Below are 17,044 nucleotides of genomic sequence, written 5' to 3' on the forward strand. Positions count from 1 at the left end.
GGGGCGGCGGGGCGGCGGTCTCGGGGGGCCGCGTCCGGTCAACGGTTGTCCGGGCTCCGGTAAAAGTATTCCTGTTCAGCGCCATGACATGTTCAAGCTCTTCTGATCGGCCGTCAGGGCATGCCTTACTGGGCGGCGCTACGCGCGTCACTTCCGTACGTGCACCGAACAGCTGGAGCCTGCCATGAGCCTCACCCGCCGCCTGCTGCGCACCCTCGCCGCCGGTGCCACCGCCGCCGCCACCGTGCTGACCCCGGTCGCCGCCGGGCACGCCGCGACCAGCCCGTACACGCTGGTCATCCTCCCGGACCAGGGCGAGAACGCGATCTACGGCCTGGTCGCCTCCGCCACCAAGTCGGTCGACGTCACCATCTACGAGCTGCGCGACACCACCCTCACCACCGCCCTGGTGAACCGTCAGAAGGCGGGCGTGAACGTCCGGGTGGTGCTCGACCCCAACCACAGCTCGGTCAACAGCGCCGCGTACAACGCGCTGACCGCGGGCGGGGTGAGCGTGGTCTACTCCTCCTCCTCGTTCACCTACACCCACCAGAAGACCATCACGGTGGACGGCGCCAGGTCGTACATCTCCACCGGCAACTTCGACACCACCTACTACTCCACCTCCCGCGACTACGGCGTCCTGGACACCGACCCGGCGGACGTCGCCGCGATCGAGCAGGTCTTCGACGCGGACTACGCGCACACCGCGATCACCCCGTCCGACGGCACCGACCTGGTGTGGTCGCCCACCGACTCGCAGAGCCGGCTGCTGGCGCTGATCAACGGCGCGCAGCACAGCCTGGACGTCCAGGAGGAGGAGTTCGGCGACACCGCGCTGGTCAACGCGATCGTCGCCGCCGAGCAGCGCGGCGTGACGGTGCGGGTGGTCGCCGAGGACACCTCCGCGAAGTACACCGCGCAGTTCAACCAGGTCACCGCGGCGGGCGGGAAGGTCACCACGTACACCAGCAGCACCGGGTTCTACGTGCACGCGAAGGCGATCGTCGCGGACTACGGCACGTCCACGGCCAAGGTGTTCGCCGGGTCGGAGAACTTCTCCGACAACTCGCTCAACCACAACCGCGAACTCGGCCTGATCATCTCCGACCCGGCCGTGATCTCCGGCATCGAGTCCACCTTCACGGCCGACTTCAACCGCGTCCCGAGCAACGGCGGCACCACCCCGCCGCCCACCGGCACCTGCACGGCCGCCCAGCTGCTCGGCAACCCCGGCTTCGAGACCGGCACCCCCAGCCCCTGGACGGGCACCGCCGGAACCCTCAACAGCGCCTCCACCGAGCCCGCCCGGAGCGGCAGTTGGGACGTCTGGCTGGACGGCTACGGCACCGCCCACACCGAGACCCTCAGCCAGACCGTCACCGTCCCGGCCGGCTGCACCGCGAGCCTCGGCTACTGGCTGCACGTCGACACCGCCGAGACCAGCACCACCACCGCCTACGACAAGCTCACCGTCACCGCCAACGGCACCACCGTCGCCACCCACTCCAACCTCGACCACAACACCGGCTACACCCAGCACACCGTCGACCTGTCCGCCTACGCGGGCCAGAGCGTGACGCTGACCTTCACCGGCGCCGAGGACTACCAGAAGCAGACCTCGTTCGTCCTCGACGACCTGTCCCTCAACGTCTCCTGACGCCCGACCCGCACCGAGTCTCCCAAGACCCTTCCACCGCCCGCCGGGAGCCGTCGGATCGGACGATCTCCGCCCGGTCGCCGGTCAGTTCGACGCGCTCCCCGGCGGCCAGGAACAGCGGGCGGCACGGGACGAAGGCGTAGCCGTCGTCGGTCTCGAACTCGTCCAGCAGGACCGGGCGGTGGGACGGGCGTGGCCCCATCAGCGGTCAACTGCATGGCCGGATGCTCCCGGATCGGCCTCGGCGTCGTCGCCACCGGGCGCCGCAGCAGTTCTCGGCTGTGGATTGCCCAGGCGTCCGCCGGGAACCGGTGAGGACGTGGTGTTCCGGCTCTCCCTGGACACCTACGCGCCGAGTACAGAGGTATCGAGATCCTTGAGGGACTCCAGTACCAGAGTGGCAATCGCAAAGCGCGGATCGCAGCGATCAGCGGCCTCGGGAACGGCGACGACCGTCATCTGGGCTGACACACCGGCGAGGACGCCGTTGAGCGAGTCCTCGAACACAATGCATTCGTCGGGTGACGCGCCGAGGGCGGCGGCGGCGCGGAGATAGGCGCCCGGGTGGGGCTTGCCGTGTTCGTCGTCCTCGGCCGAGAACACGGCATCAAAAGATCGGTCAAGGCCGGTGCTCGCGAGCGCATGCCGAATCACCGACTCCGGCGAAGACGACACGACGGCCATCGCCCTCGATGCACGCGCGCACGCCGCGACGGCGTGCTCGGCGCCGGGTTTCAGCGCCACTCCCGCCAGCCCACGGCACACGGCGGCCACGATCTGCTGCTCGACGTCGTCGGGGTCGGCCTGAAGGGTGGCCCGCTCGAACCAGTAGGCCACCATGTCCCTCTGCCGCAGCCCGCGCGTCGCCGCCTGCATCTCCGTCGTGAGGTGCAGACCGAGCGGACCGAACACTTCACGCTTTGCCGCGTCCCAGATCGGCTCGGAGTCGATCAAAAGGCCGTCAAGGTCGAACAGGAAAGTCGGTGGCATCGGTTGCTCTTTCATTGGCGATCACGCGAGGACGGGACGATTCGCTGCCCGCCATGCATGAGCAGATGGTGCCGTGGTCGATGACGACGCTCATGAGCCGCCGGCCGGCCCGGCGGCGAGCGTGAACCGTCCCGGGGTGGGATCGTGATCCGCCGACAGTGCCCACCGAATCGTGAGCCCTGCCGGCGAGGTGTCCGTCAGCCTCCGGTGAGGAGGTCGCGGAGGAGGGCGACGGTGTCGGGGTCGAGGTCGCGGCCGGTGCGGCGGCTGAGGGCGTCGAGGCGGTTGACGGCGCGGACGAGTTGGTCGCGGGCGCCGGCGGAGGCGTACGCGTAGAACAGGTCGCGGTGCAGGAGTTCGACGTCGGGGGCGACGGCGAGGGCGCGGAAGATGGCGGCCTCGGCGGTGCGGTGGTCGCCGTACTGGAGGCGGCGGGCGGCGAGTTCGTGGGCGGTGTCGACGATCGCGGCCAGCATGTCCTGGCGTTCGGCCTCGGCCCAGGCGAAGGCGCCGCCGGGGGCCTCGGCGAACGGGGCGCCGCGGACCAGGGCGAGGGCGTGGGCGAGGGCCGCGTCGGCGGTGGTGGAGGTGGAGCGCATGCCGCGCCGGTAGAGGCTGCGGAACTCGTCCCAGTCGCAGCCGACCGTCGGGGCCAGGCTGTAGGTCTCGGCGGGTTCGGCGGCCAGGTAGTCGCGGCCCTCCGGGGAGGTGCCCAACCAGGTGGCCAGGGCGGCGAGTTTGACGGGGAGCGGCTCGGCGAGGCGCTCGACGGTGGCCTTCGGGTCGAGGTGGGCGGCGCCGGGGTGGATGTCCCGGTCGATCACCGAGTGCTCGGAGGCGGGGCGCAGCGCCAGGTAGGCGGCGAGCTCGGTCAGCCGGGGGCGGGCGGCGGGGTCGATGTGCCCGGCGACGCCGAGGACGTCCACCGGGCCGAGCAGCCGGATCCGCGGCGCAGAGCGCAGGTGGTGGGCCTCCGGGGAGCGGAGGATCGCCAGCAGGTCGTCGCTGTCCGTCCGCGCGGGGGTGCTTCCGGGCCGGGCGGAGGGCCGGGCGCTGGCGCTCACGGCGTGCGGGTCGAGGGCCTCGGCCTGGTCGTGGATCGGCGCAGGCTCGGGCACCACCGGTGCGGCGGGCGGGAGTTGGGCCGGGACGAACGGGGCGGGGGCGGGCTCGACGGGCGGCAGTTCGACGTACTGCCGGGAGTTGTCGAGGTTCGGTTCCGGGGCGGCCTCCACGGGCGGGAGCTCGAAGTACTGCGTGCCCTGCCCGTACTGCGTGGTCCCGGCCACCGGCTCGGCGACCGGTTCGGCGACCGGTTCCGCCGCCGACTCCGGGGCCGGCGACAGCTCCTGCGACGGCTCGTACGACGGCTCCGACTGCGGCTCCTGCTGCGGCAGTTCCGGCTCGGTCCGCACCGGCGGGATCTCGGCGGTGTCGGCCTCGTCCGGGTCGTGCTCCACCGGAGCAACGGGAGCGACGGGGTACGTCGCGCCGAGGCGCGGGTCGACGGGCGTGCCGTGCGGCGGGGTGGTGGCCTTGCGGGCCTGGCCGTTGGCGGCGTGCCGGGGCGCGGCGGGCGAGGCCTCCGGCGCGGGCGGCGCGGGCGGTCCGGTCTCCGCCGGCGGGACGGGGGTGACGGGCGTGACGGCGTACGGGTTGGTGGGCGCGGTGGGGACCAGCCCGGCGAACGGGCTGCTGCCGGTGGGCACGACGCGGGCCAGCACGCGCGGCGCGCCGGGGTCGCCCTCGACGGGAGCGGCGAAGGCGGCGCCGGGCTTGGCCAGCGACAGCGGCACGGGCGTGTCGGAGCCGGCGGCCGCCCCGCCGGGCCCGCCGAGCAGCGCGATCAGCCGCGCGTCCAGACCGGTGTCCACCCGCTCGGAGGCGAGGTCGGACGCGAGGTCGGACGCGAACTCGGAGGCGAACCCGGACGCCCCGCCCGATCCGGCGTCGAAGCCGAACGCCCCGGGGTGGGCGGCGATCGCCGCGCCGACGGTGGCCAGCGCGGGGACGGCGGGCAGCGGGATCTCGGCCTCGTCCTCGGGGCCGTTGTGCGGGCCGTCGAGGGTCCACTCGGGGGCCGGGTGCTGGGTGAAGTCGCCGGAGGCGCGGACGAGTTCGCCGAGCTGGTCGTACTGTTCGCGGCTGAGGCGCTGGAGTTCGACGCTCAGGTGCAGGCCGGGCAGCGTGGACTGGCCGGTGGCGGGCAACGTCCAGCGTGCGACGGGGCCGGCGCCGCGTTCGGGGGCGCGGGTGAGCACGGCCAGGCAGGTGCGGGGGCGTCCGTCGAGCAGGCGGCCGAGTTCGGCGGGGATGCCGCCGGCGGGCGGCTGCGCGGAGAGCACGATCTCCGGCACCCAGGCTTCGTCGGCGCTGCCCCGGCTGCGGGCCTCCCGGGGGCTGCCGGCCTCGGCGGCGACCAGGGTGGCGCGGGCCTTGGCGGTGCGCGGGCCGAGGGCGGCGAGCGCGGCCTCCAGGGTGGCGTGGTGGTGGACCCGGTCGGTGGCGGGGCCGGCGGCGGGCAGGTCGGTGGCGATGCCGACCAGGTGCAGGTGGAGGCGGTCGGCGAGCGGACTGTGGGCGAGTTCGACGGCGAGGGTGCGCAGCACGTCGTCGGCGTCGTCGGGGTGGCCGGAGAGGTGGACCAGGCGGACGGTCTCCAGGTCGGCGAGGACGGTGGACCCGTCGGGGCTGTTGCCGAGGGTGACCAGCGCCGGGTAGGGGGCGCTGTACTTGGCGGCCTGGCCGGCGGACAGCAGCTCGTTGGAGTCGTCGGGGCACCACCACACGTTGGGGGCGTGCGCGGCCCGGAACGGGGCGATCGGCACGGCGGGGGCGGCGAGGTGCAGTTCGACGGTGCCGGCGGTGGTGATCCGGGCGGCGACCAGGGCGGGCAGCCGCTTGTCGCCGCGGACGGTGTTGCGGCCGAGGGTGCGCAGCGCGCGGTTGAGCAGGTCGAGGCCGTCGTCGTCCTGGCGGGCCTTCAGTTCGGCCTCGAAGCGGCCGGCGGGGGCGGACGGCAGGGCGATCCGGTGCCGGGGGCGGCGGGCGCGCTGCTGGTCGGTGCGGCGGCGGGCGACCAGGCTGATCAGGGCGGCGGCCATCAGCACGCCGACGGTGGAGACGGCCAGCGGGACGGTGTAGTCGTCGCCGTGCTGCGCCTGCTGGTGGTCGCGGACGGCGGGCAGGTTGGCGGCGGGGGCGCTGTCCTGCGGCGCGGGCGTCTCCCCGGCCGGCGCGGGCGTCTCGGCGCCCTGCGACGCCCCCTGCGACGCGCCCTGCGACGCGGCGGGCGTCTGCGCAGGGGCCTGCGAGGGCGTCTCGGACGGCGCGGGCGTCTCGGCAGCGGGCGTCTGCACCGGTGCGGGCTGGTCGCCAGGCTCCGGCCTCTCGGGCGCGTGGCTGCGCGGAACGACCTGCTGCGGCCCGGACGACTGCGGCCCCGAGGACTGCGCCCCGGACGACTGCGGCGCGGGCTGCTGCTGCCCGGCGGGCTGCTGGGCGCCGGGCACGGTGAGCACCATGCCGGTGGCGAGCACGTCCGGGTCGGTGAGCTTCTCGCCGTCGGGCGCGGTGACGCCCTTGTTGGCCTCGAAGAGCTCGGGCCAGCGGTCCCCGTCGCCCAACTCCCGCTGCGCGATGCCGGACAGCGAGTCGCCGGAGTGCACGGTGACGGTGCCGTGGGCGGGCGCGGCGAGCCCGGCCGGGGGGACGGCCGCGCTCTGGGTGCCCCCGCCGGGCGCCGCGTTCCCGCCGGCGGCCGCGCCGCCACCGCCGCCGCCGGCCGGGTCGGGCTTGGCGTCGCCGGGCATCAGCAGCTGCCAGCCGGGCTGGATCGGCCGGTCGGCGTCGAAGCGGGTGCCGGAGTCGTCCATCGGGCGGCCGGCGTTGAGCTTGGCGATCTCCGTCCAGCGTTCGCCGGCGCCGAGTTGGCGTTCGGCGATGGACCAGAGGCTGTCGGCGGGCCGGGAGTCGCGCACCGTGTACGTGGGCTGCTGCGGGTCGGCGGCGGGTGCGGCGGCCGGGGCGGCGGCGGGCAGTGCGGCGAGCGCCGGGGAGGCCGTCAACTGGGCGACGGCGGCGGGGCGTTCGGCGAGTTCGGGGGTGGCGGCGAAGGCCGAGCCGGCGACCGGGAGGAGGGCGAGCACGGAGCCGACCAGGCCGGCGGCGATCCGCTGGCTCCAGCCGAACGCGGGCAGCCGGCGGGCGACCCGGCCGCGCAGCTGGGCGGGGATCTCGATCAGGACGGAGATCAGGAAGCACAGCCAGCCGAGCCAGCCGACGGCGACCAGCAGCCACAGGAACAGGCTGCCGTCGTCGGGGCTGGTGAGCGCCTCGACCAGGCCGCGGCCCAGCGGGTTGCCCATCGCGGCGACGGTCGCGGTGCCGTAGCCGAGCAGGACGGGCACGCCGACCAGCAGGACGGCCAGCGTCAGCAGTGAGCCGAGCGCGGCGAGGACCGATCCGCCCGCGCCCCGCCGTCGTCGGGCGGGGCGCAGGTGGGCGGGCGGGTTGCCGCCGGGGTGCGGTCGCCGCCCCTGGCGGCCCTTGCGGTGCTGGTCGTCGGCTCCGCGCGCGGCCATCAGCCGGTCGTCCCTTCCGTGATGCCGTGTACCAGGGTGGCCTTGCCGTGGCCCTGCACGGGGAGAGTGGTGATGCCGACCAGGCCGAGCAGCGCGGTCGGGTAGTCCGTTTCGACGGTGACGCTGAAGGTCTGCAGGTCGCCCTGGTTCGGGAAGCCGATGGCGCCCTTGATGCCGTGGCTGCGCAGGTACCCGGTGGCGGCGCGTTCGGCGGCGGCGCGGTCGAAGCGGTAGCCCCGGCCGGCCCGCAGCGCGTCGATGTCGAGTTGCTGGCCGCCGGCCCGGGCCGCCTCCTGGGCGAGTGCGTCGGCCCGTTCGACGGCACGCAGCCGGCCGCCGCAGTCGAGGACCAGGCCGACCACGGCCACCAGGCTGACGGCGGTGACGGCGACCATGACCGAAATGCTGCCCCGGTCACGGCAGTTCACGCCTTGTTCGTTCACAGTCCCTTCCCCCCTCCGGTGGTGACGTGCGGTCAGTTTCCCCGATAGCGGTCCACCACGGAGGTGAATGTACCGGTGAGCGTCTTGTGGCCGGGCAGGCCGTCCAGTTCCATCAGGTCGCCGAAGGAGACGGTGCAGGAGACCTGGACGGTGATGGTGGTGAGCGGATCGCCGTCGGTCCTCAGGATGCCGTACTGGGGCTCTCCGACGGGCTCGGTCGCGCACTGTACGCCCCGGTCCTCGAGAGCTTGTTGAACGGCGTCGGCGGCTGCCTGCCGGGCGCCCTCGGGGGTGCGGGCCAGCGAGGCGGCGCGTGCGCCGGAGCGGGCGGCGGCGTCCACCACCGCGCCGGTGCTCTGCACGCGCCCGGCGGCGACCGCCATCAGCGCGAAGGCGAGCACCACGGGCACGAGTATCGCGGCCTCGATCGCGAACGACCCGCGGTCGTCGTGGAGGTTCACGGCTGCCCCTGCGGTACGAACTTCTCCCGGGGCGCGCTGGCGGTCTTGGTGAGCGTCAGCCGGTCGAAGAAGGGAAGGACGGACGCCGGGTGGACGGTGACGGACATCCGGTACAGCTCGGGGTCGCCGCTGTCGGCCTGGATGCCCTCCAGCCGGGCGAGGTCGCCGAGCCGGTCGGTGAAGTCCTGGGCCCGCCTCGGCCCGTCGTCCGCGTGCGCGCCGTTGACGCGTCCGGCGTCCACGCCCTCCCGGGCGGCGGTCAGGGCGGCCTGGTCGGCGTACCACCAGAGTCCGGCCTGCACGACCAGGAGGATGACGAACAGCACGGCGGGGAAGACGATGGCGAGGCTGATCGCCATCGCTCCCGCGTCGAGCGTCCGTCCGCGGAACTGCCGGGCCGTCAGGGCGCGGAGGGCGACGGGTCGGGGCGGGCGGGGGGTCACGGCGCCTGGCCCCCGTCCGGGACGTTCTGCGGGATCTTGTTCTTGACGTTGGTGCCGAGCTGGGTGATCGCGTAGACCACGGCGCCGGCGATGGCGACCAGCACGATGACGGCGAGCGCGAGTTCGATGCTGATCGCGCCGCGGTCGCCGGAGGCCCGGGCGGCGCGCAGCTTGACCAGGCGGAACTCCAGGACGGGGCGCAGCAGGTGGACGGGGAACAGCAGCGGCAGCAGAACTGCCGTGGCCAGGGCGCGGATTCGGTTCATGGTGTGCTCTCCGGTGCGGGGAAAGGGGGACGGTTCCGGCGGGGTCGGCGGGTCGGCGGGGTCATTGGACGGTCAGCATCTGGTAGAGCGCGGGGAAGACGATGAGGACCGTCATCAGCAGGGTGAGGGCGGAGCCGGGGGCGACCATCCGTTCGCTGTCGGTGTTGGCCTTGGCGAGTTCCTCGGAGAGCAGTTCGCTGCGCAGGCTCTTGGCGCGGGCGCGCAGGGTGTCGTAGACGGCGGCGCCGTCGACGCCGGAGATCCGCATGATGTCGGCGACGTCCTGGAGCGGGGTGAGGCCCAGCTCCTGGGCGAGGGTGTCGAGTCCGTCCCAGGGCGGGAGCCGGTCGGTGGCGGCGCGTTCCAGGGCGTCGCGGATCCGCCGGAAGACGGTGCCGCGGCCGGCGGCGGCGGCGCGGCGGAGGGCTTCGGCGGGTCCGCAGTCGGCGGCACGTTCCAGGGCGACGAGTTCCAGGTAGGCGGCGATGCCGTGCAGGTATTCGGTGCGGGCCTCCTTGGCCTCGCCGCTGACGATGCCGTCGGGGACGAACCAGAGCAGGGCGCCGAGCAGTGGTCCGACGAGCACGGGGACGGCGAGCGGCAGTCCGTCGCCGAACAGCGTGGCGAGGGCGGCGAACCAGCTGGGCAGGGCGAGTCCGAGGACGGCGAACAGCACCTTGTGGGCCATGAACCGGGCGGGGCTGCGGCCGATCAGGGCGAGTTCCTGCTGCGGGATGCGGACGCCGGGCAGCCGCATGGAGCGTTCGCCGACCCGGTCGTACCAGGGGTCGGCGGGGTCGTCGGCGGTGGCCCGGCGGGGTTCGGGGGTGCGGTGCAGCCGGTCCAGGGCCTGGCCCAGGTCGGGTGGGGCGGGGCGGAGTTCGGCGAGCAGCAGGGCGAGGCCGCCGGCTGCGGCGGCGCCCGCGAGGACGGCCCAGGGCGAGATCATCGGGCCCCCTTGACCAGCGGGTCGGTGTCGTCGCCGGCGGCGCTCCCGGCGGTGTTCTCCTCGCCGGTGCGCTGTCCGGGCATCCGGCCGGCCTTGGAGCGCCGGTCCTGTTCGAGGATGCGCGGCAGCGGGGTGTAGGAGGCCAGCGAGCGCATCCAGACGATCACCAGCACGAACGCCACCGCGACGACGCCGAGCACGAGTTGGCCGATGCCGGTGGTGTAGGGCGCGGTGTAGCGGGAGTTGAACGAGCCGAGGACGATCACCAGCAGGATGATGCCGACCATCCAGCGGATGGTGGTGCGGTGCTTGGCCCGGTCGGCTTCGATGGTGCGGCGCTGGCGGACCTCCTCGCGGACGGACTCGGCCATGTCGGCGAGCGCCCGGGCCAGGCCGGGGCCGCTGTCGCCGGCCCGCAGCAGCAGGGCGGCGAGCACCTTGTCGGCGGTGGCGTCGGCGAGTTGGTCGGCGAAGGCGCGCAGGGCGTCCTCCGGGCGCCAGCGGGCCTGCAGGCGGGCGGCGAGGTCGGCGATCTCGGTCTCCAGGGCGGCGGGTGCGGTGCGGCGGCTGGTCACGATGGCCTGGTTGAGGCCGACGCCGAGCAGCAGCACGTCGGCGAGGCGCTGGGTCCATTCGGCGAGGGCTTCGAGGCGTTCGATCCGGCGGGTGTCGGAGCGGGTGGCGTCGAACAGCCAGGGCAGGCCGAAGACGGCGGCGGGCACCAGCAGGGCGACCAGGGGGATGCCGGTGAACAGCCAGCCGGCGGGGCCGCCGAGCAGGGCGAGTGCGAGTTGGACGCGGCGCAGTCGGGCCATGCCGGGCGAGGCGGTGCCGGGCGCGCCGTACCAGAGGGTGTGCAGGCGCCCTTCGAGCGGGTTGGCCTGTTCCTCGGGGTCGTCGCGCCGTCCGACGAGGCCGGTGGCCAGGGCCACCAGTCCGCCGGCGACGAGCAGTCCGCACAGGACGTACAGGAGCATCAGCGCATCCCCCCGATCCGCAGGTTGAGCGGCGCGCCCCAGGTCCCGTAGGGGGAGGCGAGCAGTCCTGCGTCGAAGCCGGCCCGGCGCAGGTCGTCCAGGCTGTGCGGCGGGGTGACGGGGACGGCCCGTACCTCGCCGAGTTCCGGGCGCGGCCCGAAGACGGTGTTCATCGCGGGCCGTCCGGATTCGCCGAGGCCGGCGACTTCCAGGACGTGCGAGACGAAGCGGTGGCGGCGGCCGCCGACGGCGGTCTCGTCGACCATGGTGACGTGCACGATGAAGTCGATGGCGTTGGCGGTGAGCCGGTAGGCCAGGCTGTCGGTCATGTGGGAGCCGTACTCCAGGCAGAGTTCGGCGATCCGGTCGACGACCATGTGCGGGCCGCGGGCGTGCAGGGTGCACATGGAGCCGCCCTCGCCGTTGGTCATGACGCGCAGCATCGGCACGACCTCGCCGGAGCGGACTTCGCCGACGATGATCCGCGACAGCGTCATGCGCAGTGCGGCGGGGATGAGTTCGCCGATGGTCAGCTCTCCGGCGAGGCGGCCGTCGACGCGTTCGCCGTTGCCCTCGCGGGCTTCCATGGGCACGACCTGGCGCAGGTGGCCGAGGGTGTGCAGCCACAGTTCGAACTCGGACTCCAGGGTGCCGATCCGCTCGTCCGGGGGGATCTCGGCGGCCATCGCGCGCAGCAGGCTGGTCTTGCCGACGCCCTGGGTGCCGGTGATCATGACGTTCTTCCGGGCCCGGATGGCGGCGGCCAGGAACGCGGCCAAGGTGGTGTCCACGGTGCCGAGTTGGACGAGGTCGCGGAGGTTGGCGCTGGCCACCCGGTGGCGGCGGATCGCCACGTACGGGCGGGGGGTGACTTCGGTCATCGCCTGCAGGCGCATGCCGCCCTCCAGACGCAGCGCGAGCATCGGGCTGGCGGTGGAGAGGCTGCGTTCGCCGCCGCCGTGCTGGCGGGCGAGGTCCTGGAGGAGTTCGATCAGTTCCTCGTCGGAGTCGGCGACCGGCGGGACCTGCCGCAGCGGCTGGTGGACGCGGGAGACCCAGACGTCGTCGCAGCCGTTGATCAGGATGTTCTCGATCTCCGGGTCGTCCAGGTAGGGCTGGAGGCGTCCGGCGCGGAACAGCAGGTCGTAGACGGCTTCGGCGAGGGCCCGGTCCTGGTCGCGGGTCGGCGGGATGCCGTGGGTCTGCGCGTAGGCGTCGGACCAGCGGGCGACGGCCTCCTCGATCAGGGCGCGGCCGCGCTGGCGGCGGGTGGCGCGGTCGGCCTCGGTGCCGGACGCCTCGTTCAGCCGGGACAGCTGCTGGTGCAGTTCGGCGGCGACCTGGCGCTTCAGCTCCCGGGCGACCTGGGTGTCCATCGCGGGCGCCGCGCCGGCGGCGGCGAGCGCGGGCATGGGCGCGGGTACGGCGGCGGGCACGGGCGCCACCGGGCCGGCGGGGGCGGGGGCGGGCATCACCGGCGCGGCCCACGGCAGGCCGGCGGCGTCCGGCGAACCGCCGTACACCACCTGCCCGTTGACGTACGGGCCGGGCGGCGGCGGCCCCTGGTACGGGTTAGCGCGCACGGTGCACCTCCCCCGTCCCGTCGGCGGGCCCGTCGTCCTGTCCGGGGAACGGCGCGGGGAACGGCGCGGGGAACGGCGCGGGCGCGGGCGGCTGCGGCACCACGGGCGGCGCGATGTACGGCGCGGTGTACGAGATCTGCGGCGGGCTGTCCACCCGGATCGGCCACTCCCCGGTGAACTGCCCGCCGGGCTGCGGCCGGTGCACCTGCTGCTGCGGCGGCGCAACGGGCCCGGGCTGCGGCGGGTACGCCTGCGGCGGGTGGGGCTGCTGGGGCCGGTCCTGCGGCGGGTACGGCTGCGGAGGGTGCGGCTGCGGAGGGTGCGGCTGGGGCGGGTACGGCTGGGGCGTCCGTCCGCCCACCGGCCCGGCGGCGAACGGCTGTTGCCCGTGCGGCGGCTGCTGGTACGGCGGGGGCGGCGGCGCGAACGGGGCTGCGGGCGGTGTGGCCTGCGGTGGCGTCATCTGTTGCTGCGTCATCTGCTGCGAGGGTACGGCCTGTTGGGTGATGGGCTGGTGCGGGGCGGGCGCCTGGTGCGGCCGGGGCTGCTGCGGCGGGAGTTGCCGGGCCTGCGGGGCCGGCCGGGTCTGCGGGCCGAGGCGCCGGCGGCGGACGTCGGCGAGGTGCTGGACGCGGTCGACGGTGGTCCGTGCGGTGCGCATCAGCTCGGAGCGGATGAACCGCCGGTCGGTGGTGTCGCCGCCGTCGGAGAGCACCCGGGCGGTGCGCGGGGCGTGCGCGAGGCTGCCGAGGACGGGGAGTCGGAACTGTCGGGAGACCTCGTGGTCGGGGTAGGGGCCTTCGGCGACCAGCAGCAGTCCGAGGCTGTCGGAGCCGGTGCCGTTGGTGTCGAGGTCCTCGCGCAGCGCGGCCAGCCGGGGCCGGGCTGCGGAGAGTCCGCGCAGGGTGGTACGGACGGTCGCGGCGACCACGTCGGCGCGCCGGGCGAGCACGGCCATCGGGCCGTTGGCGCCGGAGCGGCCGAGGTCGAGGATGACGTCGTAGCCGTCGGGTTCGAGCGCGCGCAGCGCCTCCACCAGGGGTTCCCAGGTGTAGGCGAGGCCGGGTGCCTGGGTGGGGTCGGTGAGTCCGGGCAGCAGCAGGCGTTCGCCGGTGCCCTGCGGGGAGACGTCGAGGAGTTGTTCCCACAGGGTCTGGGCGAGCAGTCCGCGCCGGTCGGCGACGGCGAGGTTGCGCAGTCCGTAGACGGCTTCGACGCGGCCCTCGAGGGCGCCGGCCAGGATCGCGCCGCCGTCGGGGTCGCACTCGGCGAGCAGCACCCGGCGGCCCGGGCGCAGCGGCCAGGACAGCAGCAGGGCGAGGGCGCTGCTGGTGGCCCCGGGCGCCCCCGGCCCGCCGAGTACGGCCACCACGGTCATCAGGAGCCCCCGGCGTTTCGGGGCGCGAGGATCACCTGGAACTTGCCGCCGGCCACCCAGGCGGCGAGCCGGGGCCCGTCGGTGGGGCCGACGGCCACGTCGACGACGGTGGTGCCGTCGGTGTCGGTGCGGCCGACGCCGGAGACGATGGCGGCCATCGTCTCGGGGGTGCGGGTGGTGCCGTCGGCCTTGGTGCTGTCGGGGGTGTAGACGACCAGCACCTGGAGGCCGGGTTGCAGCCGGGTGGCGGGCAGTTGGGAGCGCTTGGCGGCGAGGCCGACGATCTGCTGGCCCGGCTGGGTGGCGGGGTCGCTGGTCAGGTCGGACTTGACCAGCAGGGCGCCGCGCTTGAGGTCGGTGGTGGCGCGCAGGCCGACGGTGTGTTCGAGGTCGCGGGCGTCCAGCGGGTGCAGCGCGGGGTCGCCGGCGATGTGCGCGACCACCAGGTCGTCGTTGCCGATGACCTGGCCCATCGGGACGTCGCGGGCCAGCGCCAGGACGGCGATCCGCTGGCCGCTGCTGTTGTACAGCACGGCGCCGCCCAGTCCGCCGGCGGCGATCAGTGCGGCGGCCATGGCCAGCACGGCGGGCCTGCGCCGGCGCGCCCCGAGGCGGCGCGGCGGGGTCGGCATGCTTCGGTTCTCCACCGCTTCGCGGCCTCTCACTCGTGATGGAACGTCAGTTCGGGTGCGGCGGCCGGATCTCCGGCCGCCGGCCGGTCAGTTCAGCACCTGGACCTCGTTGACCGGGATGCGCAGGACCGGCTTGTCGAGGTCGGTGCGCCAGGTGAAGTCCGCCATGTTGATGTCGACGTTGGTCGAGGTGTGGGCGGTGACCCGCCACAGCAGGCTGACGGTCACGGTGTAGGCGTGGTCGTTCATCTTCGCGGAGCTGGCGGTGAAGGTGTGGCTGCAGCTGGGCGTGCCGCCTGCGGTGAACGGCGTTCCGGCGTCGTCGCAGACGACGTCGGTGACCCGGCCCTGGCCGGCCGGGCCGTCGTCCACGTGCCAGATGACCTGCTTGAGGGTGACGGTGGTGGTGACGTCGTAGTCGGGGGCGTGGACGGTGCCGCTGAGCGGGCCGGTGAAGTCCCTCGCGGGGTCGAACCAGAGCCACACCGGGGAGCCGACCACGGCGTCGGTCTTCGGGGCGACGTGCAGTTCGCGCAGGCCGATCTCGATCTTGCCGAGGGCGTCGAAGGCCAGCTGCCGGGGCGTCCGGGGCCGCATGCCGGCGGGCGGGCTGGCCAGGAACACCGCGCCGGGCGCCTCGTTGCCGAGACAGGCCCGGTCGTAGATCGCGCCGTCCTTGCTGGTCCTGCCGTCCCAGACGTCCTCGGACTCCAGCGGCTGCGGGCTGGCCAGCCGGTAGTAGCAGCCCTCGGAGAACCAGCCGAGGTCGTCGCGCCAGCAGGGCACCGTCTCCCCGTTCCAACTGCACGTGTTGGAGCCGGAGTCACCGCCCCCGCCGCTGCCCCCGGAGCCGGGGGGCTGCGCGGTGGCGGTCCAGCCGTGGCCCGCGCAGATGGTGGTGTCGCCGCAGGGGCCGACGACGTCGGCGCTCGCGGACGGAACGGCGCCGACCGTCAATCCGATTCCGGTCAGTACACAGAGGGCGGCGCGCCGGGCGGAGTTCAGCATGTCTTGGTCACCTCACGGGTGAAGTCGGCGATCAGCCAGCGGTTTCCGTATTTCTTCAGGACGGCGGTCGCGGGATAGCGGGACAGCCGCTGGGGCGGGTCCTTGATCTCGCGGGTGGTGGCGTCCACCTGGTGCCAGTCGGTGACGTCGAGGCAGTCCTCGACGGTCGCGACGGGCGGTTTCGCGTTCAGGTCAAGGCTTTTGAGGAGGGGTGAGGTCCTGGGCCGGCCGGTCATCACGAGTTTGGCGTCGTGCAGGCGGTTGAGCGAAAGCAGGGCTTCGCCGAGCGCGTTTCCGGTGGCGTACTGGTTGAGCGAGGTTCCGTCCGAATTCGATCGCTGGAACACCTCGGCGCGGACGTCCCACCAGGACTGATAGGACATCACCGCGTTGTGCGCGTCCAGTCCTTGGGCGCCCTGGTCGGGGACGGGGCTGTGTTGGGGGTCGTTGTTCCCGGTGGGGCCGGCGCTCGCGCGGGGAAGTCCGGAGTCGGGGGTGCCGAGGCGGTCGGCGGAGCCTTTTTCGGTCGCACCGCATGCCGTCAGGGCGGTGAGGAGGAATGGCAGAAGCAGCCCGCTGATCCCAACCGCCTTAGGGCGCACCAGAGTTCCGCGCTGCCGCATAGCCCCACCTTGTCGCGGCCGAACCTGTGGCGGGTCCGGACCGCGGATCTCGTCTGCCGTCCCCTGTGGTGATTCCGGGTCGCTCGGAGGTCGATTCTTCGCCAACCCGCCCCGGTACGGCAACACCCGGGGCGTCCTGACCTTACGCGGAAGGCGGATCGGTTGGGGTGCTTTCTCGCCACAGAACTGCCAAAAGTTCATCGGAGAGCGGCAGTCCGGCGAGCGCTCCCCGCACGGCGGCCCGATTGCGCATCAGGAGTCTCCCGCCGTCACGCGGCACCAGGAGTCTGGCCTCGCCGGCCGCGGCCGGTTCGCCCCAGCCGAGTTGGCCCTCGACGGCGGGCTGCAGGTCGAGCGGTCCGACGGCGGCGGGCGCGCCGGGCACGCCGTGCTCCAGCACCCGGCCGAGCGCCCAGCTGAACGAGCCCTCCGCGCCGGGCAGGACGCCGTCGCGCCCCCGCCGGCCCGCGCTCCAGCGGCCGATCCGGCCCCACAGCGGCACCCGGGAGTGGGCGAGCAGTTCGCCCGCGCCGTCCTCGCGCAGCAGCGCCGTCCAGGTGTCGCGGTCGGCGACGGCGTCGACGATCAACAGGGTCTCCTCCTGCTCGCCGTGGACCATGGCGCTGGTGATCCAGTCCCAGGCGAGGCCGCGCCGGTAGGCGTTGTCGGGGGTGGAGCCCGCGGTGACCAGCGCGACCCGACGGCCGCGCGGGTCGGCGATCAGCTGGCCGAGCAGGCAGACCACCAGCCACCGGGCGGGGCGGGCGGCGGCCTCGCGCAGCCCGGTGAGCAGGACGTTGGCGTCGCCGCCGGCGGGCGGCACGGTCACGTTGCTGCCCCGGGTGCCGGCGTCGAAGGTACGGCCGGGCAGGGCCGCGGCGAGCGTGCGGGCGCCGTCGGCGACGCGGGCGGAGCCGCCGTGGCCGCGTTCGGGGCCGCCGTCCGCGCCGATCACCACCAGTTCGATGCCACCGCTCACCGTGTACCGCCCCCTCTGCCTGCCGCGCCGGGCCACTCGTGCCGCGGCCGCAGCCAAGGTATCGCCGAG

15 protein-coding genes are annotated in these 17,044 nt (G+C 74.2%); 1 reads left to right on the plus strand and 14 read right to left on the minus strand.

Annotated features, from left to right (window positions below; all coding sequences use genetic code 11):
• The first annotated feature begins 184 nt into the window (after positions 1 to 184).
• Positions 185 to 1,660 carry a phospholipase D-like domain-containing protein gene (locus AMK19_RS34140; protein ID WP_083646534.1) on the plus strand — a complete coding sequence of 492 codons (1,476 nt, stop codon included), beginning with the start codon at positions 185 to 187 and terminating at the stop codon, positions 1,658 to 1,660.
• Between the two features lie 345 nt (positions 1,661 to 2,005).
• Here the strand turns inward: AMK19_RS34140 and AMK19_RS06425 are convergent, their stop codons facing one another.
• The 14 genes from AMK19_RS06425 to AMK19_RS35870 form a co-directional block, all read right to left on the minus strand.
• Positions 2,006 to 2,650: an HAD family hydrolase gene (locus AMK19_RS06425; protein WP_073808825.1), complete on the minus strand. Its 645-nt coding sequence runs from the start codon at positions 2,648 to 2,650 to the stop codon at positions 2,006 to 2,008.
• A gap of 197 nt (positions 2,651 to 2,847) precedes the next feature.
• The gene (locus tag AMK19_RS06430; RefSeq protein WP_073808826.1) at positions 2,848 to 7,233 is read right to left on the minus strand and encodes a BTAD domain-containing putative transcriptional regulator; all 4,386 of its coding nucleotides are present in this window, start codon (positions 7,231 to 7,233) and stop codon (positions 2,848 to 2,850) included.
• Entirely contained in the window at positions 7,233 to 7,628 is a 396-nt protein-coding gene (locus AMK19_RS06435; protein ID WP_073809587.1) for a hypothetical protein, read from the minus strand. The genes AMK19_RS06430 and AMK19_RS06435 overlap by 1 nt, the downstream gene beginning before the upstream one ends.
• Positions 7,629 to 7,708: 80 nt before the next feature.
• The gene (locus AMK19_RS35865) at positions 7,709 to 8,137 is read right to left on the minus strand and encodes a TadE/TadG family type IV pilus assembly protein (RefSeq protein ID WP_073808828.1); all 429 of its coding nucleotides are present in this window, start codon (positions 8,135 to 8,137) and stop codon (positions 7,709 to 7,711) included.
• Entirely contained in the window at positions 8,134 to 8,580 is a 447-nt protein-coding gene (locus AMK19_RS35005) for a TadE family protein (RefSeq protein ID WP_143200072.1), read from the minus strand. The genes AMK19_RS35865 and AMK19_RS35005 overlap by 4 nt, the downstream gene beginning before the upstream one ends.
• Positions 8,577 to 8,846 (minus strand): hypothetical protein, encoded by a 270-nt coding sequence (locus AMK19_RS06450; RefSeq protein ID WP_073808831.1) that lies wholly within the window; start codon positions 8,844 to 8,846, stop codon positions 8,577 to 8,579. Before AMK19_RS06450 ends, AMK19_RS35005 begins: the two co-directional genes overlap by 4 nt.
• A 61-nt stretch (positions 8,847 to 8,907) precedes the next feature.
• Complete coding sequence (locus tag AMK19_RS06455) at positions 8,908 to 9,795, minus strand: type II secretion system F family protein (RefSeq protein WP_073808833.1); 888 nt, start codon at positions 9,793 to 9,795, stop codon at positions 8,908 to 8,910.
• Positions 9,792 to 10,772: a type II secretion system F family protein gene (locus AMK19_RS06460; protein WP_073808834.1), complete on the minus strand. Its 981-nt coding sequence runs from the start codon at positions 10,770 to 10,772 to the stop codon at positions 9,792 to 9,794. The genes AMK19_RS06455 and AMK19_RS06460 overlap by 4 nt, the downstream gene beginning before the upstream one ends.
• Positions 10,772 to 12,355, minus strand: a complete 1,584-nt coding sequence (locus tag AMK19_RS06465) for an ATPase, T2SS/T4P/T4SS family (protein ID WP_083646537.1) — start codon at positions 12,353 to 12,355, stop codon at positions 10,772 to 10,774. Before AMK19_RS06465 ends, AMK19_RS06460 begins: the two co-directional genes overlap by 1 nt.
• On the minus strand, positions 12,345 to 13,733 hold the full coding sequence (locus AMK19_RS36435; RefSeq protein WP_073808836.1) for a hypothetical protein: 1,389 nt from the start codon (positions 13,731 to 13,733) through the stop codon (positions 12,345 to 12,347). The genes AMK19_RS06465 and AMK19_RS36435 overlap by 11 nt, the downstream gene beginning before the upstream one ends.
• Positions 13,733 to 14,365 carry an SAF domain-containing protein gene (locus AMK19_RS06475; protein WP_073808837.1) on the minus strand — a complete coding sequence of 211 codons (633 nt, stop codon included), beginning with the start codon at positions 14,363 to 14,365 and terminating at the stop codon, positions 13,733 to 13,735. The genes AMK19_RS36435 and AMK19_RS06475 overlap by 1 nt, the downstream gene beginning before the upstream one ends.
• A gap of 87 nt (positions 14,366 to 14,452) precedes the next feature.
• Complete coding sequence (locus tag AMK19_RS06480) at positions 14,453 to 15,373, minus strand: hypothetical protein (RefSeq protein WP_073808839.1); 921 nt, start codon at positions 15,371 to 15,373, stop codon at positions 14,453 to 14,455.
• On the minus strand, positions 15,367 to 15,996 hold the full coding sequence (locus AMK19_RS35015; RefSeq protein ID WP_143200073.1) for a hypothetical protein: 630 nt from the start codon (positions 15,994 to 15,996) through the stop codon (positions 15,367 to 15,369). Before AMK19_RS35015 ends, AMK19_RS06480 begins: the two co-directional genes overlap by 7 nt.
• A gap of 142 nt (positions 15,997 to 16,138) precedes the next feature.
• Positions 16,139 to 16,975, minus strand: coding sequence for a hypothetical protein (locus tag AMK19_RS35870; RefSeq protein WP_073808842.1), 837 nt, complete (start codon positions 16,973 to 16,975; stop codon positions 16,139 to 16,141).
• Positions 16,976 to 17,044: the final 69 nt, after the last annotated feature.

Origin of the sequence: Kitasatospora sp. CB01950 (assembly GCF_001905465.1) — a bacterium.
In the GTDB taxonomy this organism is placed as follows: domain Bacteria; phylum Actinomycetota; class Actinomycetes; order Streptomycetales; family Streptomycetaceae; genus Kitasatospora.